Origin of the sequence: Glutamicibacter sp. NPDC088483 (genome assembly GCF_044753145.1) — a bacterium.
In the GTDB taxonomy this organism is placed as follows: Bacteria; Actinomycetota; Actinomycetes; order Actinomycetales; family Micrococcaceae; genus Glutamicibacter.
On the sequence record NZ_JBIVMP010000002.1, the window covers coordinates 172,804 to 195,841 of the forward strand.

A 23,038-nucleotide genomic window follows, 5' to 3' on the forward strand; every position below is an offset into this window, starting at 1 on the left:
TCCAACCCGAGGATTGCTCCGGTCCGACCCCGATTCAGGGGCTAGGATCGGAGCATGAACGGTTATGGTGGTAGCTGGGACGCGGGGCTGGGGATCCTGCTCTCGCTCGTCCCGCTTTTGACAGTGCTCATCGCGGCCGTAGGCGTTGTTCTGGCCTTGCGGACACTGCAGCTGCGCTCGGAGCTGGATACCGCCGGGCAATGGTGGCTGCGTGTCCAGTACGCCATCGACCGGTGCCTGTCCCAAGACATCACCGAGCAGAACGTCGGTACCTCGATGCTCGACCACCTGCAAGGCGTCGGCGAGCTGCCCGAAGGCTTGGAGGGGGCGCGGCGCAAATCCTGGCTTCGTGGCCATAGGGATAGCTGGGCGGTGCAGCCAGAGGATTTGGCCTTGATCCGTGATGTGCTCAAGGAGCTGGCCATGGACAAATCGCGCCAACTCAGCGCCACGGGAATCCGTGCGACCCCCGATCCTGGCCCCGAATACGGCACGCTGATTCGCCAGGCTCAGCTGGTGCTGAAAATCGACGCGAAACTGGGTCGTGGGAGCGACCCGGACATCGTCGGGATTCTCTCCGCTTGCTAGCTACCGGATCATTCTTGCGTCGGTAATTTGCGGAGCAGCCGGGTCGTCCTCGCTCACGCCGTCGAAGGCGAATCCGTTGCGTTCGTAGAATCGGATGGCACGCGGATTCTGGGCCGCCACCCACAGCACGGCTCGCTCATCGCCAAGGACTGCATCCAGCAGCGCCTGCCCTGTTCCGTCGCCATGGAAGTCCTTGAGCACATACAGGTTGTACAGCTGGCGAGAAACGTTCTCCGGTATCCCGTCGGTATTGCCGGTGGGAGGTGCGCTGAGGGCGAAGCCGACAAGCTTCCCGTCCTCATTTTCCGCCACCGAAATCCTGAAGAGCGGATTCGGGCCCTCCAGAACCCTGTCCCACATGCGCAGCCGCTGCTCACTGTGGGCAGGGTCGAAAAAACCATCCGGCAGCAGCTGCGTGTAGGTTTCTTTCCAGCATTCGACATGCAACCTGGCAAGCTCCTGCGCGTCGGCAGGCAGCGGTTTCCTGAGCTTCTTTGCCATTCCTATCCCTTGATGTAGTCGGACAGATGAACTCCGGTCAGCGTGCCGGAGGCGGCAAGGTCAGCCGGGGTCCCTTCGAAGACAATGCTTCCTCCCTCGTGCCCTGCCCCGGGACCCAAGTCAATGACCCAATCGCAGTGGGCAACCACCGCCAGATGATGCTCGATGACCACGACGGTATTGCCTTCATCGACCATCTCGTCCAGCAGGCGCAGCAGGTTCTGCACGTCAGCCATGTGCAATCCTGTGGTTGGCTCGTCCAGGATGTAGGTACCGGCGCCCTGGCCCAAATGGATAGCCAGCTTGATTCGCTGCCGTTCGCCGCCAGAAAGCGTGTTCAGCCGCTGTCCCAGTTTCAGGTATCCCAGACCCACCTGGTTCAGCCGCGCAAGCACGGCCTTCGCCTTGGGCACTTTGAGCTGCTCCAATGCTTCTTCCATGCTCAAGTCCAGGACTTCGGCAATGTTCAACCCATCCAGGGTGTATTCCAGCACATCAGCGGTGAATCGCTTGCCGCCGCACTGCTCGCAAGGCAAGGCCACTCCAGCCATGGAAGCCAAATCCGTATAGGTGTACCCGACACCGCTGCACCCCGGGCACGCTCCGGCCGAATTGGCGCTGAACAGGGCAGGCTTCACGCCGTTGGCTTTAGCAAACGCCGCACGGATCGGATCCATGATCCCGCTATAGGTGGCCGGGTTCGAACGCCGGGAGCCTCGGATGGCGGTTTGGTCCACCACCGCCACGTCATCACGTTTGGCGATTGTCGACCGGATCAGCGTGGATTTACCGGAACCGGCGACACCGGTGATTGCGCACATCACGCCGGTAGGGATATCCACGGAAACATTCTTCAGGTTGTGCAAGGAGGCACTGCGCACTTGCATGGACCCCTGTGCCTCGCGCGGGTTCGCATTGAGCGCAGCACGCATGGTGAAGTGCTTTCCGGTCAGCGTATCGCTGGACAGCAGGCCGTCCACTGGACCGCTGTAGCAAATGGTGCCGCCATGGGTACCAGCGCCCGGGCCCAAGTCGATCACGTGGTCCGCGATGCCAATGACCTCTGGCTTGTGCTCCACCACCAGCACGGTATTGCCCTTGTCCCGAAGGCTAGCCAGCAACCCGTTCATCCGCTGGATGTCATGGGGATGCAATCCAACGGTGGGCTCGTCGAAGACATACGTGACATCACTGAGCGATGATCCAAGATGCCGGATCATCTTCACGCGCTGGGCTTCGCCGCCCGAAAGCGTCCCAGCCGGACGGTCGAGCGAAAGGTATCCCAACCCCAAATCCACCATGGATTTGAGTACTGCTTTCAAATTGGTGGTCAGTGGCGCGGCATCCGGGATCTGGATCTTCTCCAGGGTTTCGAGCAGCTCGGAAACCTGCAGGGCAGTCATGTCCGCAATTCCCAAGGAATTGATCTTCGAAGCGCGAGCGGCCTGGCTGAGCCGTGATCCGGCGCAGGCAGAGCACGGTGCGGTGGTGGAGATGCGTTCGATCCAGGCACGAATATGGGCTTGCTTGATCTCCCTGCCCGAATGGATGTAATTGGACTTGATGCGCGTGACCAGACCGGAGTAGCTCATGTTGGCCCCATTGAGTTTGACTTTGCCTGCTTCTTCGTGGAGCAAGCGGTCAAGCATGGCACTGGGCATGTCCCTGAGCTTCATGTCCAGATCTGCCTGCGTGCCGGCAGTCAGCGTCTGCCACAGCCAGGAATCCGGGGCAAAGTTCGGCGCCTTGATGGCTCCCTCGTTCAGTGTCTTGTCCCAATCCAGCAGCTCATCAAGGTCGATGCTCGCCTCGGTGCCGAAACCCTCGCACACCGGGCACGCGCCCTGGCCGAGATTAAACGAGTACGCGCCAGCGCCGCCGGCGCTCGGAGTGGAATAACGCGAATACAGAACGCGCAAGAGCGAATAGGCATCGGTCGCCGTGCCCACGGTAGAACGCGAATTCGCACCCATGCGTTCCTGGTCGACCACGATGGCCGTCGAGAGGTTTTCCAGCACTTCTACGTCAGGCCGGGGCATCGAGGGCATGAAGCTCTGGATGAAGGTCGTATACGTTTCATTGATCAGGCGCTGGGACTCTGCGGCAATCGTGCCGAACACCAGGGAGGACTTGCCCGAACCGGAAACACCGGTAAACGCGGTAATGCGCCGTTTTGGAATATCGACGTCAACACCTCGCAAGTTGTTTTCCCGGGCTTGGCGTACTCGAATGGTGTCATGGCTATCGGCAGGGTGCTGGCTCATGCCCCTAGCCTACTGAGAAATGCCCCAACCGACACCTGCCATAGGACAGCGGACTTGCAAACGCTGCCGATTCCGGTGGAGTATCGAACCCACAAGGAATCAGCGACCCCCTGCGAGAGCGGAGAAATCCATGCCGGACGCACCTAGGAAACTACTCAAGCTCAGTTCGGTGGCGGCGCTGGCCGGGTGCCTTGCGCTCGCCGGTTGCGGCAGCACGGCAGGTGGCACCGCAAGCCAGGAGCCGTCAACTCCTGAAGCCAGCCCAACGCAGTCCGCATCGCCAACGGCATCCTCTCCCGGGGATGCCGGGGAGTCGGAGCAATCTGGAACTGTCGGAGGCCAAGAGCTGGGCAAGCTCCCATCGAGCGCTACCGAGTATGCAGATGCCCTGGTCGTCGCTTGGGGCAATGGAAATGAAGCGCAGATGCAACAGCTGGCCACCGATCAGGTGGTCGCCTTGCTCACCGGGCATTCGGCGGCGGGCGGACCGAACTGGTCGCAAACGGGCAGCGATGCCGGAGCCGGTTCGGTCTTCGTGAGTTATGAAAATGCCGATGACGGATCCGTGCTCAACCTCCGCGTACAAAGCCAGGTGGTGGGCCAGGGCCAAGAACAAGGCGTGGTCGAAGCGAACTTCGAATAATCAATGAATCCAAGCCAGGGCGGGACTGCTTAATGGGGCAGACCCGCCCTGCTGCCGTTAAAATCGCCGAATATTCAACTCACGAACCCCTGCTGCACCAGAGATCGAACCTGATTGAGCGTGTTGCGATTTACGGTAGAGAATATTCGGCAGAAGGGCGTATTCTCGTAACACTCAATCCATTCACAGGATTTCGGTGTAACAAAAATTACGTCTATCATGATTGAGGCGTGCGCCACGACACACTTGTGGCCCGTCCAACAGTGCGCTCCGATCCCTAACCGTTTAAAGGACATTCATGAAGCTGCTGAAATCTATCCCACTGCTTGGCTGGGTGCTCGTTGCCATCCTGCTGGGTATTCTGCTTGGCCCGGTTATGCCGGTGTGGCTAGGAAGCGTATTCCTGACCTACAACTCGATCTTCTCCGGATTCCTTGGGTTCATCGTGCCGTTGATCATCTTCGGCTTGGTGGCACCGGCTATCGCTGAACTCGGCAAGGGCGCAGGAAAGTGGTTGGGCATCACCGCGGTTATCGCCTACGCCTCCACCCTGTGCGCGGGACTGCTCGCGTACTTCGTGAGCCGTTGGCTATTCACCAAGTCGCTTTCCGGCGGTGGCGTCGAGGAAGTTGGCGCAGGCGAAGGATCAGGTTTCGAACCGTATATTTCCCTGGTCGGCAGTGCGGGCGAAGCGGCAACCGAAATCGTGCTGACTCCGCTGATGGGCGTCATGACTGCACTGGTACTGGCATTCATGCTGGGCCTGGGCCTGACGGCCTTCCGATCCACCGTGATCTTCCGTGGGACAGTGGAGTTCCGCAGCATTATCGAGATGGTGATCCGCCGTGTGATTGTTCCAGCGTTGCCGCTGTTCATCTTCGGAATCTTCCTGGATCTGTCCGCTGCCGGGGACGCCGTCACCGTGGTGCAGAAGTTCCTCTTCGTCGCCGTGGTCTCCTTCGCACTGACCCTGGTTGTCCTGCTGGTGCAGTACTCCATCGCTGGGGCGATGAACAAGCGCAACCCGCTGGCTGCACTGTGGGGCATGCGCAATGCCTACTTCACCGCCTTGGGTACCTCATCCTCGGCTGCAACCATTCCGGTGACGCTGGAATCAGCCAAGAAGAATGGTGTTTCCGACACGGTAGCCGGCTTCGTCGTTCCGCTGTGCGCCACCATCCACCTTTCAGGCTCGATGGTCAAGATCACCTGCTTCTCCATCGCGGTGCTGCTGCTGACCGGTGGCGACGTTTCCTTCGGCGCCTACTTCCCATTCATCCTGATGCTCGGCGTCATGATGATTGCGGCACCAGGCGTGCCAGGTGGCGCTATCGCCGCCGCTGCCGGACTGCTCGCACAGATGCTGGGCTTCGGCGAGGTCGAAGTCGGCCTGATGTTCGCAGCCTACATTGCCCTGGATAGCTTCGGCACCGCAACCAACGTGACCGGTGACGGCGCGCTGGCCATGATCATGCACAAGCTGACCCGTGGCAAGCTCGGCGCCCAGCCCCAGGATCCTGAGGACGAGGTCGTAGAGCTTGCCGATGGCACCGAAGCTGCGGACCACAAGCTGGCCTAAACGGCTTCCATCACTCGCATAGGCATCGATGCCCGGTACCAGACTCGCAGTGGTACCGGGCATCGATGTTTTGCTTTGCCCGCAAGGATCGGGGCGAAAGCGAAAACCCGCCCAGCAGGCGGACCGTGGCCGATCCGTGTGCTGGGCGGGTTTGCTTTGCCGCAGTGGCAGGAGAAATAGAACTAGATCCACATGGCCGGGTCGATGTACTCGGCCGGGTCTACTGCAGGCTTGCGTTCTTCGGGCCTGCGCGGACGGTTCTGTGCGGGGATTCCGGTGACAATCGAGCCTTCGGGGGCATCCTTGACGACCACGGCGTTCGCGCCGATGGCGGAATCCGCGCCGATCACGATCGGGCCGAGCACCTTGGCCCCGGCACCGATGACCACGCGGTCACCGATGGTCGGGTGGCGCTTGACCTTGGCCAGTGAACGGCCGCCGAGGGTCACCCCGTGGTACAGCATGACGTCATCGCCGATTTCGGCAGTCTCGCCAATGACGATGCCCATGCCGTGGTCGATGAAGAAGCGGCGCCCAATGGTGGCGCCGGGATGGATCTCGATCCCGGTCAGGGCGCGGTTCGCCTGGGATAGCAAACGCGCTGGCCACTTCAGCGAGGGGTTCTGCCACATCTTGTGGGCCAACCGGTGCAGCCAGATCGCGTGCAGTCCGGAATACACGAAGAAGTTTTCAGGATCGCTTCGCGCTGCCGGATCGTGCTGGCGTGCGTTGGCCAAATCCTCACGCAGGCGGGAGAAAAAACTCATGAATACTACCTTAGGGGTTGCGGTTCGCTCGGGGACAATCCGCAGATGTCGCACAGCAAATCGGCGCGAGCTGCACCGATACAGGTCTCTCTATAGACCCAACAGTGGCTCGCGCCGATTTATTCTGCTTCTGCAAATTTACTTAGCCGCGGATGTCGTCGAAGAGCAGGGTGGAGATGTAGCGTTCACCAAAGTCAGGGATGATCGCAACGATCTGCTTGCCGGCGTTTTCTTCACGCGCGGCGATCTGTACCGCACCCCAAACGGCTGCGCCAGCAGAGATGCCGCCGAGGATACCTTCCTTGACGCCCAGCGCGCGAGCGGTCGATACCGAATCCTCGATGCTGGCATCCAGGACTTCGTCGTAGAGCTCGGTGTCGAGCACCTCGGGGATGAAATTCGCTCCCAATCCCTGGATCTTGTGAGGGCCGGGCTTTCCGCCATTGAGGATCGGGGAATCCTTGGGCTCAACGGCCACGATCTTCAGGTTTGGGTTCTTTTCCTTCAGGTAGCGGCCTGCACCGGTGATAGTGCCACCGGTACCGATGCCGGCAACCAGGACATCGATCTTGCCTTCGGTATCAGACCAGATCTCCGGACCGGTGGTCTCTGCGTGGACCTGCGGGTTCGCGGTGTTGGCGAACTGCTGCGCCCAGATAGCGTTCTCGGAAGTCGCAACAATTTCCTTGGCCTTCTCCACGGCCCCGCGCATGCCGTCGGCGCCCGGGGTCAGCACGATCTCGGCGCCGAAAGCGCGCAGCATCACACGGCGCTCGGTGGACATGGTTTCAGGCATGGTCAAGATGACCTTGTAGCCGCGGGCCGCACCGACCATCGCCAGTGCGATGCCGGTGTTGCCCGAAGTGCCCTCAACGATGGTGCCGCCTGGCTTCAACGCACCAGAGGCCTCGGCTGCATCAACGATGGCCACGCCGATGCGGTCCTTGACGGAGTTCGCCGGGTTGTAGAATTCCAGCTTCACAGCGATGTTCCCTGGCAGGCCCTCGCCGACGCGGTTCAGCTTCACCAGCGGGGTGTTGCCGACGACTTCGGTGACGTTGTTGTAGATCTTGCCCATCTTGTATGCAATCCTTACGTGACTCTATGCGGCCGCAGTTGGTTGCGGCGAAATAATTGCCGGAATCTGGCGTAACCGCCGGAGACCTATGAGGTTCACAACTAACCCTAGTAGGCCAAAAGCGCGACTAGGCTTCGTTTAGCCATTGAGCGTAATATTTCCTGACTTTTGCGATCTTTGGATCGATAATCACGCGGCAATAGCCGACTTCCTGGTTTTCGGAGTAATAATCCTGGTGGATTTGCTCGGCAGGATAGAAATCTTTGGACTCTTCGAGCGTAGTGACGATCGGATTGGGGTATACGCGCGAGAACTTCTCGATGGCGTCCTGGAAGAGGCCACGCTGCTGGTCATCGAGCGGGAACATCGCCGAGCGGTACTGCGTACCGACGTCGTAGCCCTGGCGGTTCAGCGTGGTCGGGTCGTGCACGGTAAAGAACATGTCCAAGATGACTTCGGCCGGAACCACTTGCGGATCAAAGATCACGGCGACACCTTCGGCATGGCCGGTGGTGCCGCTGCAGACTTCGCGGTAGGTCGGATCCTTGGTGTGGCCACCGATGTATCCGGAAATCACGGCGTGGACGCCACGCGTTCGCTGGTACACGGCATCCAAGCACCAGAAGCAACCGCCGGCTAGTACGAAGGTGCTCAACTTGGTGTCCTGGACGTCCAGGAACGGGCTGAATTGATGAGGGGACTGAAGGCTGGGAATACTCACACAGTTCACAACGTTGCGGCGTTGCATTCTGTTCCATCCCCATGCCCACCGCGTAGGGTGGTGGGTATGCAGAGCAAGGCAGATAACTCGCAAGACCTGGGGAAGAGCAGCGATTCCCTGGATGCCTCGACGCTCAAGCCCGTTACCGGAGAAACGCCTGAGCAACCGGTGGAAGACACCTCGGTTCCGCAGACCACCTTGGGTAACGTCCTTGAAGCAGCTGAGGAACTTTGGCCAAAATCATTGGCCGAAGATTGGGACGCCGTTGGCTTGGTGACCGGACGTACCAGCCAGCAGATTTCCAAGATCGTGATGGCTGTTGATCCAACGCTGGAGGTGATCGAGGATGCAATCGAGCGTGGGGCCGATCTGCTGATCACTCACCACCCGTTGCTCCTGCGCGGAGTCACCCAGGTTGCCGGCACCAATTTCAAGGGCGAAGCCATTCACCGCCTGATCGAATCCGGAACCGCATTGCTTACGGCGCACACCAATGCCGACAGCGCCATCGGGGGAGTCAACGATGCTCTCGCCGATGCCTTCGGGCTGAAGGACTGCGTGCCGTTGATCGAGTCCAAGGACGGACTGCCAGAAGAAGGCTTGGGGCGGGTGGGCTTCTTGGAGAAGCCGATGAAGCTCGAGGATTTCGCTGAACGCGTTTACACCGTGCTCCCAGCGGTGGCTGGCGGTGTACGTGTCGCCGGAGATCGAACGGGCATCATCCGGAAGGTCGCCCTCTGCGGCGGTGCCGGCGATTCCCTGTTTGACGCGGTGCGCTCGCACCAGGCCGATGTCTACGTGACTGCTGATCTGCGCCACCACCCGGCAAGCGAGGCACGCGAAGCTGCCAGCGGCGGGTTCCCTTACCTGATCGATGTCTCCCACTTCGCTTCGGAATGGGTCTGGCTGTCGGCTGGTGCCCGCGCCTTGGGCAACGTGCTCAACGATCTTGGGCACACCGTGGAGATCGAGGTTTCCCAAGTTAATTCCGATCCATGGGACTTCGTGCTGACTCCGTAGTCAGTGAGTTCCATGCTGCATCATCTGGAAATATGGGTTGAGGATTTGGCAGCCAGTACAGCTTCCCTGGGCTGGCTGCTCACTCGCCTTGGCTATGTGGTGGATTCCCAATGGGCTGATGGCGTCAGCTATGCCCGCGACGGATTCTATATAGTCCTGGAATCCGGACCGGATGCCAAAAGGCAACGGCATGACCGCCTGACTCCCGGGCTGAATCATTTGGCTTTCCATGCTGGCACCAGGCAGGCGGTGGAAACGTTGGCTTCCCAGGCGCTGGATCACGGATTCACCCTGATGTTCCCGGAGCTGCACCCGTACGCCGGGGGACCAAAGCACTACGCGGCGTACTTGGAAGATGCTGCCGGATTCGAGATTGAACTAGTCGCAGCGCTTTGACGAAGCCGCATTAGCCATGCCAGCACGCTTCATCGGCAGGGCACCAGCCGCCTTCGGCGACTTGCCCAAGGACGCTAATTCACTGTGGTGAACTGGTGGTCCTCCGGCAGCAGGATGTTCAGCGCCAAGCCCTTCTTGTCTTCGACGAGGGACGCTTCCCACTTGGTCTGGACCAGCTCGAGCAATTCTCCAGGGTTTTCCGGTGCGACCGGTTGCTGGACCAGGAAACCGGTGACCTCTCCGCGGGTGTGCTTGGCAAAGTGCGAGACCACCTTCGGGACCCCATTGCGCATCTGGAAGACGTTGACCGCAACGGTGTTGCCATTGGCCGGCTTGTAGGCGGCCGCATAGGTGCTCGATCGCGCGTCCACGATCAGCTGGTCGCCGGCCACCGCATCCAGCACCGGAGCCAGGCGCTTCTTCCACCAGGTGGCCAGCTTGCCCAGCGGCTCGAGCTTGACCGACATGGATAAGCGGTAGGGCGGAATGCGATCGCCAAAACGCACGGCACCCCACAGGGCGGAGACCACGATGATGGATTCATCGGCGCGCCGCTGCGCTGCTTCATCCAGGTTCGCGTAGTCCAGGGCCTCGAAGAGCACCCCCGAGTAGATATCGTGCGCCTTGGCTGCGGGCTCGGTGTGCAGATTGATATTCCGCGCTACTTCCTTGGCCAGCGAGGCTCCGACTCCCAGCAGGTCCATGGCATCTTCGCGGGCTGAGACTTCAGCAAGGGCGTCAAGCACCAGGCGGCGTTCCCCGGAAAGCTCCGGAAAAGACAGGTCCTCGATTTCGAACGGAGAACCTTCGGCGTGGGCGGTCTTGCCTTCGGAAGGCGGCAACAAAATAAGCACGCGTTCCAGCTTATCGGAGTTCACCTGATCTTCTGCCCAGGGCATGTACCCGCAGCGCAGATCTGGCTAGGCTGAACCCACGACCCAGCAGCGCTTCACGCAGAGCAAGGACAGAGGATGCCCCAGCAGAACTCGAGAACTAGCCAAACTGCCTCCGGGCAGCACTGCGATTTCGACGTGATCGTGATCGGCGCCGGGCCGGCCGGGGAGAACGCCGCCGACTATGCCACCCGGCAGGGCCTGAAGGCGGCCATCGTCGAATCCGAGCTGGTGGGCGGGGAATGCTCGTACTGGGCATGCATGCCTTCCAAGGCCCTGTTGCGCAGCGGCGATGCGCTGCGCGCGGCACGCCGGGTTCCCGGGGCCCGCGAAGCGGTGACTGGTGCGCTGGATCCCGAGGCGGTGCTCGCGCGGAGGGACGCCTTCACCAGCAACTGGGATGATGCCGGGCAGGAACGGTGGCTGCGTTCGGCCGGCATCGAGTTGATCCGCGGCCGGGCGCGGCTTTCCGGGCGCGGCCTGGTGCAGGTGGCGGATCGCGAGTACTCGGCCCGGGCCGTAGTCCTGGCCACCGGATCCACTCCGGTTCTGCCTGGGATCGAGGGTTTGGCTAAAGCCAGGCCGTGGGGCACCCGGGAGGCCACTGCGGCCAAGGCGATTCCGCCGAGGCTGGCCATCATCGGTGGCGGAGTTGCCGGGGTGGAGCTGGCCTTCGCTTTCGCCTCCCTCGGATCCAAGGTCACCATCCTTGCCCGCGGGTCGCTGCTGGGCCGCGAAGAGCCGTTCGCCGGCGAGCTGGTGGCCCAGTCGCTGGCCGAGGCCGGGGTAGTGGTGCACCAGGACACCACGCCGTTGCAGGTCCACCGCGATGAGCACGGGATAGCCGGCCTCCAGCTGCCCGGAGGATCCCTCGTGGAAGCCGAGGAAGTGCTGGTCTCCACCGGGCGGCGGCCGGAGATCGGGAACCTGGGACTCGAAGCTCTCGGGGTGGACCCGTCCCGGCGGCTGCAGGTCGATGACACGATGCTCGTGGCGGGCACCAACTGGCTCTACGCCGTAGGAGATGCCAGCGGGCGCAGCCCGCTGACCCACCAGGGCAAGTACCAGGCCCGGGCCGCGGGCGAGGCCATTGCCGCGAGGATCAATGGAACCGGGGTTCTCGATGCGCCCTGGGGCAGGCATGCGGCCACGGCGGACCACCATGCGGTGCCGCGCGTGGTCTTCAGCGATCCGCAGATCGCCGCGGTCGGACCCACCGAACGCCAGGCCCTCGACGCCGGCCTGCAGATTTCGGTTATCGAGCACGATCTGGGTGCGGTGGCCGGGGCGAGCCTGCACGCCGACGGGTATTCAGGGCGGGCCAAGCTGGTGATAGACCAGGCGCGTTCGGTGATCGTCGGCGCCACTTTCGCTGGCCAGGATGCCGCGGAACTGCTGCATGCGGCCACCATTGCGATCGTCGGCGAGGTCAGCCTGGACCGGCTGTGGCATGCGGTCCCCGCCTATCCGACGATCAGCGAAATCTGGTTGCGGTTGCTTGAGGCGCAGCGGTTCGGGTGAAGCCGGCTGTGATCGAATCAGCGTTCGGAAGTGGTCTGCAGCCCACGCCCAACGCATTAGACTGGTAGTGAATGGGATGGCCAGACGGTCGCGTGGCAAGCAATTGCCCCGAGGAACGTCCGGGCTCCGCAGAACAGGGTGGTGGGTAACGCCCACTCGGGGTAACCCGCAGGCTAGTGCCACAGAAAATAGACCGCCAGGATTTCCTGGTAAGGGTGAAACGGTGGTGTAAGAGACCACCAGCACCCCAAGTGATTGGGGTGGCTAGGTAAACCCCACTCGGAGCAAGGTCAGACAGACTGCGTTATGAGGGCTGTTCGCCCCATGCAGTCGGGTGGACCGCTAGAGGCTGCCGGCAACGGCAGTCGTAGATAGATGACCGTCCCGCTTCGGCGCGACAAAACCCGGCGTATCGGCCATCCCATTCACGCTCTTCCTTCCTGCGATTGCGCCGGCATCAGCCCTTAGTGCGCTGGTGAGATGATTCACAGTCCCCGATCCTCAGTTTTTCTGCGCACGGTCTAGAATGGATCATGTACTTACGAGGATGATCCTGTTACCTCGTGCCACCGCAAAAGCAATGGTGCTTCCCACGGTGCCAACCGACTTTATGGATCTGCGAGTCGGCTGAATTGGAAGGATTTTCTGTGACCCAGCAGTCTGTCGTTGCCCAGCAAGAATGGAGCGGGCGCGAAGAGCTCGCCGAGGCCATGATCCCACTGATCGGACGTCTGTACCGCAAGAACAATGTGGTGACCTCCGTCTACGGCCGCAAGCTGATCAACCAGTCCGCCATCGACATCATCAAGGCCCACCGCGTAGTGCGCCGCATCGATGGCGAAGAGCTCGACCTGAACGACACCAAGGCCATCCTGGATGCCATCGAGGCCCTGAACGTCGGTTCGGTAGCAATTGACCTCGGCCGCGTGAACAAGAAGTTCAAGGAATCCGGTTCCGCTGATCTGAACGCCTTCCTGGCCGATGAATTGGGCGAGAAGGTTGGCCAGGCCGGCGCAACCGACGCTGAACCCCAGGACGTTGTCCTCTACGGCTTCGGCCGCATCGGACGCCTGCTGGCCCGCATCCTGATCGAGCGTGGCGGCTACGGCCTGCGCCTGCGCGCCATCGTGGTCCGCAAGGGCTCGGATGACGACATCGTCAAGCGCGCTTCGCTGCTGCGCCGCGACTCGGTGCACGGCCGCTTCGAAGGCTCGATCACGGTCGACGAGGAAAACAGCACGATCCTCGCCAACGGCACCCTGATCAAGGTCATCTACTCGAATGATCCGACCACCGTCGACTACACCGAGCACGGCATCGACAACGCCATCGTGGTGGACAACACCGGCCGCTGGCGCGATGAGGCAGGACTGTCCCAGCACTTGGCTGCCAAGGGCGTTTCCCGCGTTCTGCTGACCGCACCGGGCAAGGGCGATCTGAAGAACATCGTCCACGGCATCAACGATTCGTGGATCACCGCAGAAGACAAGATCGTTACCGCTGCATCGTGCACCACCAACGCCATCACCCCAGTGCTCAAGGCCCTGAACGACAAGTTCGGTGTTACCCACGGGCACGTCGAGACCGTTCACTCGTTCACCAACGACCAGAACCTGATCGACAACTTCCACAAGGGCGAGCGCCGCGGCCGTTCGGCAGCGCTGAACATGGTGATCACCGAAACCGGTGCCGCCAAGGCAGTGGCCAAGGCCCTGCCGGAGTTCGAAGGCAAGCTGACCGGCAACGCCATCCGCGTACCGACCCCGGATGTCTCCATGGCGATCTTGAACCTGAACCTGGAGAACGGGACCACCAAGGAAGAGCTCAACGCCTACCTGCGTGAAACCTCGCTGACCTCCAGCTTGCACAAGCAGATCGACTACATTGATTCGCCTGAGGTTGTCTCCACCGACTTCGTCGGCTCGCGCCGCGCCGGCATCGTTGACGGCCTGGCCACTATCGTGTCCGGCAAGAACGCTGTCGTCTACGTTTGGTACGACAACGAGTTCGGCTACTCCTGCCAAGTTGTTCGCGTCATCGAATCGATGGCCGGCACCCACCCGGCTGCAGTGCCTGCAGTGAAGGCTGAAGCCGTCACCGCCTAGGACCCCGCTGCTTGCAGCTGAAGGGACCATCCCAACGCATTGCGCGCTGGGATGGTCCCGTCTGCTATTCCATCCGGGCGGCACGACGCCCTCCAAAAGGGCCTCCCGGGTCCAGCGCACCAACGAGAACCAGCACCTGGCCAGCACCTCTCCAGCAAAGTCCAGGCAGGTCTCGACCTTTGCGCGCATCCGGGCTTGGAGGTCCGTTTCCACCTGCGCCGCCCCTGCGTCAACGGCGACTGCAGGTGCGCCGCTTCGCGGGCACCTCTGGACCCCCGCACTGCTAGGCTTTAGGCCATCAAGCATTGGATCGAGGTTGGTTAATAGACAGTACCCGGACGCTGGCGGCGCGCATGGCGAGCCAGCTGCTACTGGAGCCGGCAGAATCCGTACTGCAGGCCGCAGAACACATGCTCGCGTTCCAAGTCCCAGGACTTCGCTGCAGGACGCTACGCGCTGGCTCAGCGCTCCGCAGCGCAAGAATCCCGCCAGCAAGTCGATGCGCTCTTCAGCGAAGGACGGCTCATGCGGTCATGGACCATGCGGGGCACGCTGCATATCTGCTTGGCCGAAGATGCGCGCTGGATGACTCGCGCAACACGTGAACGCACCTTGCGCTCCTCGGCCACAAGGATGCGGGGACTGCAGATCGGCACCCAGGACATTGACCAGGCAGCTGGCATCATCAGCGCGCATCTGCAGGAGCACGGGCAAGCCAGCCGCTCCGCGCTCTTCAAGGCACTGAACCAGAATGGAGTGGAGACGGGCCAGCAGCGAAGACTGGTTATCCTGCAGGTCCTCGTCCTGGACGGGTTGATCTGCCAGGGGCCCATTCCACAAGACGCGAAACTCATCGCGCAGGACTTCGTGCTCGTGGATGAATGGATTGCAAGTCACCGGGAACCAGAAGATCCGTTGGCGCAACTCTTGCGCCGGTACCTGCACTCGCATGGGCCAGCTACCCTTCGCGACGCAGCCTGGTACACGGGACAGACGCTGACCACCATGAGAGCCGCCGCAGAAGCACTCGGCGGCTTGCTGGCGGACGCAGGCAACGATGAGCGCGGAGAGGGCTACTGGGTCATCGCCGGCAGCCGCGCCCACCGGGAGCTTGAAGCGATGGAGCCCGCCGGGCTGCCACTGCGCCTGCTTGGTCCCTTTGACGAGTACTACCTGGGCTACGCGAATCGCACGCTGGTAGCCGACGAGCAGATGGCTGCGCAGATCCTGCCCGGCAAGAACGGCATGTTCCTGCCCTTCTGGCTAGAACAAGGCAGGGCTTCGAAGGTCTGGAACGCAGAAACAGCGCCCACCGGCAAAATCGGTGCGGCGCTGCATCAGCGGTATCTGGACTTCAAGACTGCCCGGTAGGCGGCGGGAAGCCTAGTGGCCGAATGGATCCTCATCGGTACCCGGCAACCAGGTATTGCCAGGCACGCCCCAACCCAGAGCCTTCTTGGCCTTCTTCCACTTCTTCTCCCAGCGTGGCTGCAACTTGTCCACGTAGAGGTAGCCATCAAGGTGGTCGTACTCGTGCTGCATGATGCGCGCGAACCAGCCGTGCGCTTCGAAAGAGATCGGATTGCCGAACTCGTCGAAACCTTCCACCTTCGCATAGTCAGCACGCTGCAGAGGGTAGTTCAACCCGGGCACGGACAAGCAGCCCTCGGAGTCGTCATCAGCATCCGCAGGAGCCTGCGACACCTTTGAAAGGGTCAGCTTGGGGTTGATCACTACGCCCCGCTCGGGAGCATCGTCCTGGTCAGCGAAGACGTAGGTGAACATGCGCAGGCCCAAACCGATCTGCGGAGCCGCCAGGCCCACGCCATGCGCTTCATCCATGGTGAGGTGCATATCGGCAACGAGCTCGCGCAAGGCGCCATCAAACTCGGTGACCTCCACCGCACGCTTGTGAAGTACAGGTTCTCCGTAAACAGTGATCTGCCGAATAGGCACGTGATCGGTTCCTTTCAAAAGTGCTTAGAGTGCTCGTCCAATAGTTTCACGCATGATCTCGCTTGTGCCACCGAAGATGGTCAGCAAGCGGGAGGCAGTGAAGGACTGGGCAATCGGGTACTCCATGATGTAGCCATAGCCGCCATGCAGCTGCAATGCCTGATCGGAAAGCTTTTTAGCGCTCTCACTAGCCCAAAGCTTGACCTCGGCAGCCTCGGAAGGATCCAGCTCGCCGTCGTTGAATGCCAGGACGGCCCGGTCCACGAAGCTTTGGGTGACATGCGCCTCAGTCTTCAGGTTAGCCAGCTCGAAACGGGTGTTCTGGTACTCGGTCAGCGCCTGGCCAAAGGTAGAGCGGTTCTTCGCATGCTCCAGCGCCTGCTCGAAAGACGCGGTGCAGATCGCCGAGGCAGCCACGGCAATAGCCAGACGGGCCTGGGGAAGCTGCGCCTTGACATAGGCCAGGCCCTGTCCAGCCTCGCCAACAAGATCCGCAGACGAGACGCGGACATCGTCGAAGAACAGCTCAGCGGTATCAGAAGCCCGCAGCCCAATCTTGTCGAAGGGGCTGCCGTTGGTGTACCCCTCGGAACGCTCGACCATGAACAGCGAGAATGACTGCTCGCCCGCACGTCCGCTCTCGCCATCGGTGCGCGCAAGCACCAGAGCGGCATCGCCAAACGCAGCATTGCCGATGAAAGTCTTCTGGCCGCTAATCAGCCAGTCATCCCCATCGCGGACCGCCTTGGTGCGCACCGCACGCAGGTCGGACCCCGCTCCAGGCTCGGTAAACGCGCAGGAGGTAATGGTGGAGCCATCGACCATGCGTGGAAGCCACTTGGCCTTGAGCTCGGCAGAGCCGTAGGAGAGCAGGTACGGCAGCACCAGGTCGTCGTGCAGGTGGAAGGCCAAGGCTACGGACAGATGCCCCGAACGCACGAGCTGCTCATCAAGCACTACACGGAAGCGGTAATCATCGATGCCCATGCCACCGAACTGCTCAGGCACTGCAAGACCCAGCAGGCCGTTTTCACCGGCAGACTGCCACACCTCGCGGGGGATCTGATGATCCTTTTCCCACTGAGCGTATTTACCGGAAATCTCCCGGGCGTTGAATTCCGTAGCCAGTTCACGGAACTGCTCGTGGTCCTCTTCAAAGAGCGCGCGTTTCACAGGGGGAGTACCTTTCGGTGGATGGAACGAAGGCATAAAGCTCACTGGCTTGCCGAAGTACATCATCCATTATGGTTGCTCAAGCCAATTCGTGCCTACTCGCCAGGGCAAACAACGATTCAAGTCACTAGATAACGCAAAAAGTCTCGAAAAACACGGGGATAGACCCCAAAACACAACCCATTCGAACATAGTTTCGAATCCGTGTTCCTAGCCACCGAAATATGACTTAACACCGCATCAGGGCAGCCCTGCGCTCGCCGGTAGGTTCGAACCGCATGTTCAACCGGTCCTGTCGGCGACGAATCCGCAGCTCGAATCCGCGCGTAATGGCGTTGGCTTCACCGGAACCAACGATAATTCGGACCGGGGCCTAGTGGAGGCAAACGGCCCGTTGTGCAGGGGCGCGCAGTGCCAATGATGCAACCCTGGAGCCGTCCCGCGGGTTGCGGATCGCTCCACGCGAAATCGACCCGGTTGTCGCATGATGGAATCCGCTTGTTTCGGCGTCGGCAGGGTGCCTGGGCATCTGGTGGTTCCATGCGGTGGCCATTGCCGGCGGTGAAGGCGGGTTGGCGGCTAGCGGCGCGATGCTGAACGCCGAGGAGGATTCGCTGGCGTGGACTGGCGGTGTGTGCCTCTGGATTCCGGGTGTTCGGTCTGGAATCAACGAGGCCCGGTGCCTTGCCGATTGCGCTTCAAGGCGTCGAAAACGAGAAAAGACCTGGTTCGGAATTTTCATTCCGAACCAGGTCTTTCGATCTGGGGTGAGTAACGGGGTTTGAACCCGCGACCTTCTGGACCACAACCAGACGCTCTACCGACTGAGCTATACCCACCATGTCTACTTCGTTACTAGTCAGAAGCTGTAGTGCTCATGATTTCGTACCGGGCAACGAGAAATACTATACACGTATCCAGGCCGGAAATACCAATTCGCATGGCGCCATCTCCGGGATTGTGACGGGATGCTCATTATTCATGGCCGTGGGGCTGTTGCTCGCCGCTGAGCTGCCTCATGAGATGAATCCCTGTGCCGTGATCATCCCTTTGCTTGCAGTACCTGAGGGAAAGGCTTTGCCGCGGGTCCAGGGGCGATATGGTTCGAGCCACTGTGAAGAATGGATAATGAGGGAATTCTTGGATATTGGTGATCTTTGAGAAGCCTTGCACGCCGGCCAGGGAATTACCGCCGGTTCGCAGCTGCATGCGCTCATGCATCGCACTAGCCAAGACGAGCTGCGCATTTGCGCGGAGCCGGCCAACGGCTACCGCAGCCCAGGGCAAGTACGGGATTTGCTGCGGCAGTTGACCGGCATGGACGTTGACGAGTCAGTGGTGCTATTCGAGCCGTTCAACCCGGAATTTGGACGCAATATCGAACTGGGGACGAGCGTCTTCATCAATGCTGGCCGCAAATTCCATGACCAAGGCGGTACCCGTAGCGGGGATGAGTGCTTGATCGGGCACAACGTTGTTGTGGCTGCACTCAAACACGATCATGATCCTGCTCGGTGGGCGGATACTATTCCGGCTCCAGTGATCTTAGGGCGCAACGTCTGGATTGGCGCGAACGCGACCCTGCTTTCCGGCGTCACGATCGGAGAGAACGCAGTTGTCGCTGCCTCCGCGGTCGTAACGAAAAACGTACCTGCCGGTGCCAGGCGTGCGGGTAAAGCAAAAGACTCGATCCGGAACTTTCGTTCTGGATCGAGTCTTTGTCTCTGGGGTGAGTAACGGGGTTTGAACCCGCGACCTTCTGGACCACAACCAGACGCTCTACCGACTGAGCTATACCCACCATGTTTGCTTCGTTACTAGTCAGAACGCTTTTGCGAACCAATTCCGTATCTGGCAACGAGAAATACTATACACACAATTCCGCGCTTGATGCCAATCGGAAGGCCCCTGGGGTACTGTGCAGTGCATCACCAATGCGCCGGGGCCTTCGTTTGGCGGCTAGCCGGCGCTTTGGGTGATCCCTGCGGCGATCTTCCTGGCCTCATCGGAGGTTGGTCCCGGCGCCGGAACCATGATGGCGTCGCGGTAGTAGCGAAGCTCGTTGATCGAATCCTGGATGTCGCCCAGTGCGCGATGGTTGCCGGTCTTGGCTGGAGCGCCGTAGTGCGCCTTCGGGAACCAGCGGCGGCTCAACTCCTTCAAGGTCGACACGTCGATAATGCGGTAGTGCAGGTGCTCGATGACCTCGGGCATATCGCGTGCCAAGAAGTTCTTGTCGGTGCCCACCGAGTTGCCGCCCAGCAACGCCTTGTTCGGCTCCGGAACGTGCTTCTTGATGTAGTCGACCACCAGGCGCTGGGCTTCCTCCATGGGAATGCCGTTCGCCAGCTCGGGCAGCAGGCCGCTAACCACATGCATATTGCGAACGAAATCATCCATCTGCGCCAGAGCTGCCGGCTCGGGCTTGATGACTACCTGGATGCCCTCGTCGACGATCTCCAGATCGGAGTCGGTAATGAGCACTGCTACTTCGATCAATGCGTCGTTAACCAGATCCAAGCCGGTCATTTCGCAATCGATCCATACAATTTTTTCTGAGTTACTAGCCACGTAACCAATCTACACTTCAAGAAGCGCTGTGGGGGAGCGCACCCTCGTCGCAGGGCGGAGGGACAGTGTTTCAACCGGCTTGGACGCGTGCTCGATGCTAAAATCGTCTGAGATTTCCGGCTGTTGAATTGCCTGCTTGCAAGGGCACGGCACATGCGACGCTGGCTTAATTACTCTCGAACTCATGTCCGTTACAGCCCGAGGTGTCAGTGTGTCAGCCAGCAAGCCAGCAGCAGTGAGCTCCCCGCCCTACGCTGGAGTGAATAGGACCCTTCTCAGCGGCGTCATCGGTTCCTCCCTGATCCTTTTCGGATCCTTCGGTACCGGGTGGCTGGCCAGCGTATCCCCGCTGAACCGCGACCCGTTCTTCATCATGCTGCGCACCGAACCGGCCGGCGTGATCACCTGCGTGATCCTGCTGGCCCTGGGTTGCTGGGTCCTCTTCCGTTCCTGGTGGCGCCTGGGCCAGAAGCTCAAGGGCTGGGGCGAAGGTTCGTTGAAGGTGGTCCGTCGCGCGGTCTGGCTGTGGAGCATCCCGATGTTCGTCACCCTGCCGATCATGAGCCGGGACGTGTTCGCCTACATCGGCCAAGGCCGGCTGGTGGATGCCGGGCAGGATCCTTATGTTGACGGAATATCCTCGCTGAATAACTGGTTCCAGCTCGGTGCCGACACCATGTGGGCGCAGGACGGCACCCCCTACGGCCCGCTCTACCTGAGCATCGAATTCCTCGTGGTCAAGCTGACCGGCCCTTCGACCGACGCGGCGATCCTGGCCTTCCGCGCCATTGCATTCATCGGCGTGCTGCTCTGCCTGCGCTACGTGCCCAAGCTTGCCGAACTGCACGGTGTCTCCGGGGCCAAAGCCGCCTGGATGACCGTGGCGAACCCGCTGTTCCTGGTGAACTTTGTGGCCAGTGCGCACAACGATGCCCTGATGACCGGCCTGTCGGTCTGGGCCGTCTACCTGGCATGCAAGCGCTACGGCTTCTGGGCCATCGTGGTGCTGGCGGCCTCGGTCGGGGTCAAACCGATTACCCTGGTACTGCTGCCGTTTATCGGCCTGCTCTGGGCAGGGCCTAATGCTGCCTGGCCGCGCCGCATCCTCTACTGGTTCTACACCGGCATGATCTTCCTGGCTCTGATGACCGTGGTTGGGTGGCTCAACGGCTACTGGTTCGGTTGGCTGAAGGTCATGCTCTTCACCGGTACCGGATACTCCATCTTCTCCCCGGTAGGCATTGCGGTCATCGCGCTGAGCGGGCTGGTCTCCGCCTTCGGGCTGTCCACCGAGTGGATCCTGCCCGCGGCCAAGCTCTTCGGCCGCCTGGTCGGCGTAGCCATCGCCTTCGTCTTGATCTTCCGCGGAAAGCACTCGCATCTGGTGCAGCGCATGGCCATCGCCTTCGCGGCGATTGTCGTGCTCTCCCCGGTGATCCAGCCGTGGTACCTCCTGTGGCTGCTGCCGTTCTTCGCCGTTACCGGCCTGCGCGATGACTGGCAGATGCTCTGGCTGCACCTGACCACCATCTTCTTCCTGGCCTACCAGGCCGCTGACCAGATCTTCGTTTGGCAGTTCCTGCAGGATTCCCTGGTTCCACGCGTCCAATTGATTTCCTGGGGCATCTCCATCGCCTGCGCCCTGTACCTTGTCTTCTTCGATCCGAAGACCAAGAACATCTGCGCTGATCTGCTCAGCTCGACCAACTGGCTGAAGAAGAGCAAGAAAGCCTAGTGGCAGTGGAGCAGCCGAAGCTGGCACCGCAGCGCGCTAGCCTGCGGTCACTATCATGGCAAGGGTTCACCGCCTCGGCCATGATCACCGTCGCCTCCTGGGGGATCGGCTGGTTCCCGCGCAACCAGCTGTCCCCGCTGGCACGCAGCGGCTTCTTCATAGAATTCCGAACCGAAGTGCCAGGTGTCATCAGCTGCATCGTGCTGATGGCCGTGGGAATTGTCTGGTTGACCCGAACCTGGATCCTGGCCCGGCCATGGGTCCAGGCTGCCGGCGAGATCACCGGGCGGGAACTGGCCCGCGTGCTGGCCATGTGGTCTGCTCCGCTGATGCTCAGCTTCCCGATCCTCAGCCGCGACGTCTACTCCTACCTGGCCCAGGGCCGCATGCTGCACGCCGGCAAATCCCCGTATGCCGAAGGCGTGTCCGCCCTTCCGGGCTGGTTCGATGGCGGATCCGACAGCCTGTGGGCGCAATCGCCCTCGCCCTATGGCCCGTTCTTCCTCGTGCTCGCCCGCATCATCTACTTCGCCTCCAACGGCATTCCCGAAATCGGCGTGGGCCTGCTGCGCATCGTTGCCGTGCTCGGTGTCTGGGGCTGCTATCACTTCACTGCGAAGCTGGCGCAGAAAATGGGGCAGAGCGCCAACTGGGCCAACTGGGCCAACTGGGCCATCGTGGGCAATCCGCTGTTCCTGCTGACCATGATCGGCGGCGTCCACAATGACGCGCTGATGATCGCAGGTGTCTTCAGCGCCTTCGCCTATGCCTACGACCGCCGCCCCATGGCCGCCACGATGGCGCTGGCCATAGCCGTGTCGGTCAAGCCGATCGTGCTGCTGGCGCTGCCTTTTATCGGCTTGGTCCTGCTGGGCAGGAGCCCGTCGATGCGCGAGAGGTGGAAAATCTGGGCCAAGGTCGCAGCACTCTCGCTGACCTGGCTGCTTTTGATCGGTGCGGTCACCAACCTCTGGTTCGGCTGGCTGCTTGCCATGTTCACCGCGGGCGATGCGGCGTTCCCGTACGCTCCCGTGGGACTGATCGGCTGGTCCCTGAGCAATCTCGCTGGCATATTCGGCGCCGATATCTCCTTGGTGAATGCCATCGTGGTGGGCGTGTTCCAGGTCATCGCGCTGGCCATTGTGGCGCGCCTGGCGCTGGCCAAGGACACCTCCAGCCCGGTCCGCCTAGCGGCGTGGGCGCTTTCGGCGGTGGTGCTGCTGGCTCCGATTATCCAGCCTTGGTACATCCTGTGGTTGATGGCGCTGTTCGCCATTTCGCACAAGGTGTCCTGGGGATCGGAAAAGCTGATGATCTATGCATCCAGCCTGATCCTGGTGGCGGTTTTCGTCGACCAGCTCTCCATCGAGCAGTGGCACTCGGCCTGGGTGATGAAGACCCTGGCTGGCGTGCTCGTAGCGGGCTTGTTCATCGGCCTCTTCACTGCCGATGCCAGAACCAGGCAAGTGCTGCGCGGGCCGAAAGCATAGCCAAGGTCACATTCTGCAGCCCAGCTTTCTCCCGGAA

At 61.2% G+C, this 23,038-nt stretch carries 19 protein-coding genes, 2 tRNA genes, 1 other RNA gene and 1 pseudogene; 12 read left to right on the forward strand and 11 right to left on the reverse strand.

Going from position 1 to position 23,038, the window contains the following annotated elements; genetic code table 11:
- Positions 1-54: 54 nt before the first annotated feature.
- A complete protein-coding gene (locus tag ACIP6G_RS05000) occupies positions 55-588 on the forward strand; it encodes a hypothetical protein (RefSeq protein WP_400288953.1) in 534 nt (177 codons plus the stop codon).
- On the opposite strand, the gene ACIP6G_RS05005 is transcribed toward ACIP6G_RS05000, so the two are convergent.
- Complete coding sequence (locus ACIP6G_RS05005; protein ID WP_400288956.1) at positions 589-1,089, reverse strand: GNAT family N-acetyltransferase; 501 nt, start codon at positions 1,087-1,089, stop codon at positions 589-591.
- Between the two features lie 2 nt (positions 1,090-1,091).
- Positions 1,092-3,353 carry an ATP-binding cassette domain-containing protein gene (locus ACIP6G_RS05010; RefSeq protein WP_400288957.1) on the reverse strand — a complete coding sequence of 754 codons (2,262 nt, stop codon included), beginning with the start codon at positions 3,351-3,353 and terminating at the stop codon, positions 1,092-1,094.
- Positions 3,354-3,483: 130 nt separating this feature from the next.
- On the opposite strand from ACIP6G_RS05010, the gene ACIP6G_RS05015 reads away from it, so the two are divergent.
- Together ACIP6G_RS05015 and ACIP6G_RS05020 are read left to right on the forward strand one after the other, a co-directional pair.
- The gene (locus ACIP6G_RS05015; protein WP_400288959.1) at positions 3,484-3,996 is read left to right on the forward strand and encodes a hypothetical protein; all 513 of its coding nucleotides are present in this window, start codon (positions 3,484-3,486) and stop codon (positions 3,994-3,996) included.
- A gap of 298 nt (positions 3,997-4,294) precedes the next feature.
- A complete protein-coding gene (locus tag ACIP6G_RS05020) occupies positions 4,295-5,575 on the forward strand; it encodes a dicarboxylate/amino acid:cation symporter (protein ID WP_400288961.1) in 1,281 nt (426 codons plus the stop codon).
- Between the two features lie 182 nt (positions 5,576-5,757).
- Here the strand turns inward: ACIP6G_RS05020 and epsC are convergent, their stop codons facing one another.
- From epsC to msrA, 3 genes are all read right to left on the reverse strand, one after another.
- Positions 5,758-6,342: a serine O-acetyltransferase EpsC gene (gene epsC / locus ACIP6G_RS05025; protein WP_105657773.1), complete on the reverse strand. Its 585-nt coding sequence runs from the start codon at positions 6,340-6,342 to the stop codon at positions 5,758-5,760.
- Positions 6,343-6,484: 142 nt separating this feature from the next.
- On the reverse strand, positions 6,485-7,420 hold the full coding sequence (cysK, locus tag ACIP6G_RS05030) for a cysteine synthase A (protein WP_105661227.1): 936 nt from the start codon (positions 7,418-7,420) through the stop codon (positions 6,485-6,487).
- Between the two features lie 127 nt (positions 7,421-7,547).
- Positions 7,548-8,075, reverse strand: a complete 528-nt coding sequence (gene msrA, locus ACIP6G_RS05035) for a peptide-methionine (S)-S-oxide reductase MsrA (protein WP_400288964.1) — start codon at positions 8,073-8,075, stop codon at positions 7,548-7,550.
- Positions 8,076-8,207: 132 nt separating this feature from the next.
- Between msrA and ACIP6G_RS05040 the strand changes: the two genes are divergently transcribed.
- Together ACIP6G_RS05040 and ACIP6G_RS05045 are read left to right on the forward strand one after the other, a co-directional pair.
- Positions 8,208-9,161 carry a Nif3-like dinuclear metal center hexameric protein gene (locus ACIP6G_RS05040; RefSeq protein WP_400288967.1) on the forward strand — a complete coding sequence of 318 codons (954 nt, stop codon included), beginning with the start codon at positions 8,208-8,210 and terminating at the stop codon, positions 9,159-9,161.
- Between the two features lie 12 nt (positions 9,162-9,173).
- Positions 9,174-9,557: a VOC family protein gene (locus ACIP6G_RS05045; RefSeq protein ID WP_400289348.1), complete on the forward strand. Its 384-nt coding sequence runs from the start codon at positions 9,174-9,176 to the stop codon at positions 9,555-9,557.
- Between the two features lie 74 nt (positions 9,558-9,631).
- On the opposite strand, the gene ACIP6G_RS05050 is transcribed toward ACIP6G_RS05045, so the two are convergent.
- Positions 9,632-10,411, reverse strand: coding sequence for a YaaA family protein (locus ACIP6G_RS05050; protein ID WP_400288969.1), 780 nt, complete (start codon positions 10,409-10,411; stop codon positions 9,632-9,634).
- Positions 10,412-10,528: 117 nt separating this feature from the next.
- Here ACIP6G_RS05050 and ACIP6G_RS05055 point away from each other — a divergent pair, with 117 nt between their 5' ends.
- The 4 genes and pseudogenes from ACIP6G_RS05055 to ACIP6G_RS05070 form a co-directional block, all read left to right on the forward strand.
- Positions 10,529-11,971, forward strand: a complete 1,443-nt coding sequence (locus tag ACIP6G_RS05055) for a dihydrolipoyl dehydrogenase family protein (RefSeq protein WP_400288972.1) — start codon at positions 10,529-10,531, stop codon at positions 11,969-11,971.
- 72 nt (positions 11,972-12,043) lie between these two features.
- Positions 12,044-12,399: RNase P RNA component class A (gene rnpB / locus ACIP6G_RS05060), an RNA gene on the forward strand.
- 219 nt (positions 12,400-12,618) lie between these two features.
- Positions 12,619-14,076, forward strand: a complete 1,458-nt coding sequence (locus ACIP6G_RS05065) for a glyceraldehyde-3-phosphate dehydrogenase (RefSeq protein WP_400288975.1) — start codon at positions 12,619-12,621, stop codon at positions 14,074-14,076.
- A gap of 438 nt (positions 14,077-14,514) precedes the next feature.
- A pseudogene (locus tag ACIP6G_RS05070) lies at positions 14,515-15,447 on the forward strand (winged helix DNA-binding domain-containing protein); the annotation flags it as partial.
- 12 nt (positions 15,448-15,459) lie between these two features.
- On the opposite strand, the gene def reads toward ACIP6G_RS05070, so the two are convergent.
- The 3 genes from def to ACIP6G_RS05085 form a co-directional block, all read right to left on the reverse strand.
- Entirely contained in the window at positions 15,460-16,032 is a 573-nt protein-coding gene (gene def / locus ACIP6G_RS05075) for a peptide deformylase (RefSeq protein WP_105657783.1), read from the reverse strand.
- A 24-nt stretch (positions 16,033-16,056) separates the two neighbouring features.
- A complete protein-coding gene (locus ACIP6G_RS05080; RefSeq protein ID WP_400288977.1) occupies positions 16,057-17,205 on the reverse strand; it encodes an acyl-CoA dehydrogenase family protein in 1,149 nt (382 codons plus the stop codon).
- Between the two features lie 763 nt (positions 17,206-17,968).
- Positions 17,969-18,044: transfer RNA gene (locus tag ACIP6G_RS05085), tRNA-His, on the reverse strand.
- Between the two features lie 376 nt (positions 18,045-18,420).
- Here ACIP6G_RS05085 and ACIP6G_RS05090 point away from each other — a divergent pair.
- Complete coding sequence (locus ACIP6G_RS05090; RefSeq protein ID WP_365946116.1) at positions 18,421-18,942, forward strand: DapH/DapD/GlmU-related protein; 522 nt, start codon at positions 18,421-18,423, stop codon at positions 18,940-18,942.
- On the opposite strand, the gene ACIP6G_RS05095 is transcribed toward ACIP6G_RS05090, so the two are convergent.
- Both ACIP6G_RS05095 and orn read right to left on the reverse strand, forming a co-directional pair.
- Positions 18,931-19,006: transfer RNA gene (locus tag ACIP6G_RS05095), tRNA-His, on the reverse strand. The two genes, ACIP6G_RS05090 and ACIP6G_RS05095, sit on opposite strands and share 12 nt — an antisense overlap.
- Before the next feature lie 158 nt (positions 19,007-19,164).
- Positions 19,165-19,776 carry an oligoribonuclease gene (gene orn, locus ACIP6G_RS05100; protein WP_365946117.1) on the reverse strand — a complete coding sequence of 204 codons (612 nt, stop codon included), beginning with the start codon at positions 19,774-19,776 and terminating at the stop codon, positions 19,165-19,167.
- Positions 19,777-19,960: 184 nt separating this feature from the next.
- Here orn and mptB (ACIP6G_RS05105) point away from each other — a divergent pair, with 184 nt between their 5' ends.
- Together mptB (ACIP6G_RS05105) and mptB (ACIP6G_RS05110) are read left to right on the forward strand one after the other, a co-directional pair.
- Positions 19,961-21,511, forward strand: a complete 1,551-nt coding sequence (gene mptB, locus ACIP6G_RS05105; RefSeq protein ID WP_400288980.1) for a polyprenol phosphomannose-dependent alpha 1,6 mannosyltransferase MptB — start codon at positions 19,961-19,963, stop codon at positions 21,509-21,511.
- A gap of 5 nt (positions 21,512-21,516) precedes the next feature.
- Positions 21,517-23,001 carry a polyprenol phosphomannose-dependent alpha 1,6 mannosyltransferase MptB gene (gene mptB, locus ACIP6G_RS05110; RefSeq protein ID WP_365946119.1) on the forward strand — a complete coding sequence of 495 codons (1,485 nt, stop codon included), beginning with the start codon at positions 21,517-21,519 and terminating at the stop codon, positions 22,999-23,001.
- Positions 23,002-23,038 lie beyond the last annotated feature (37 nt).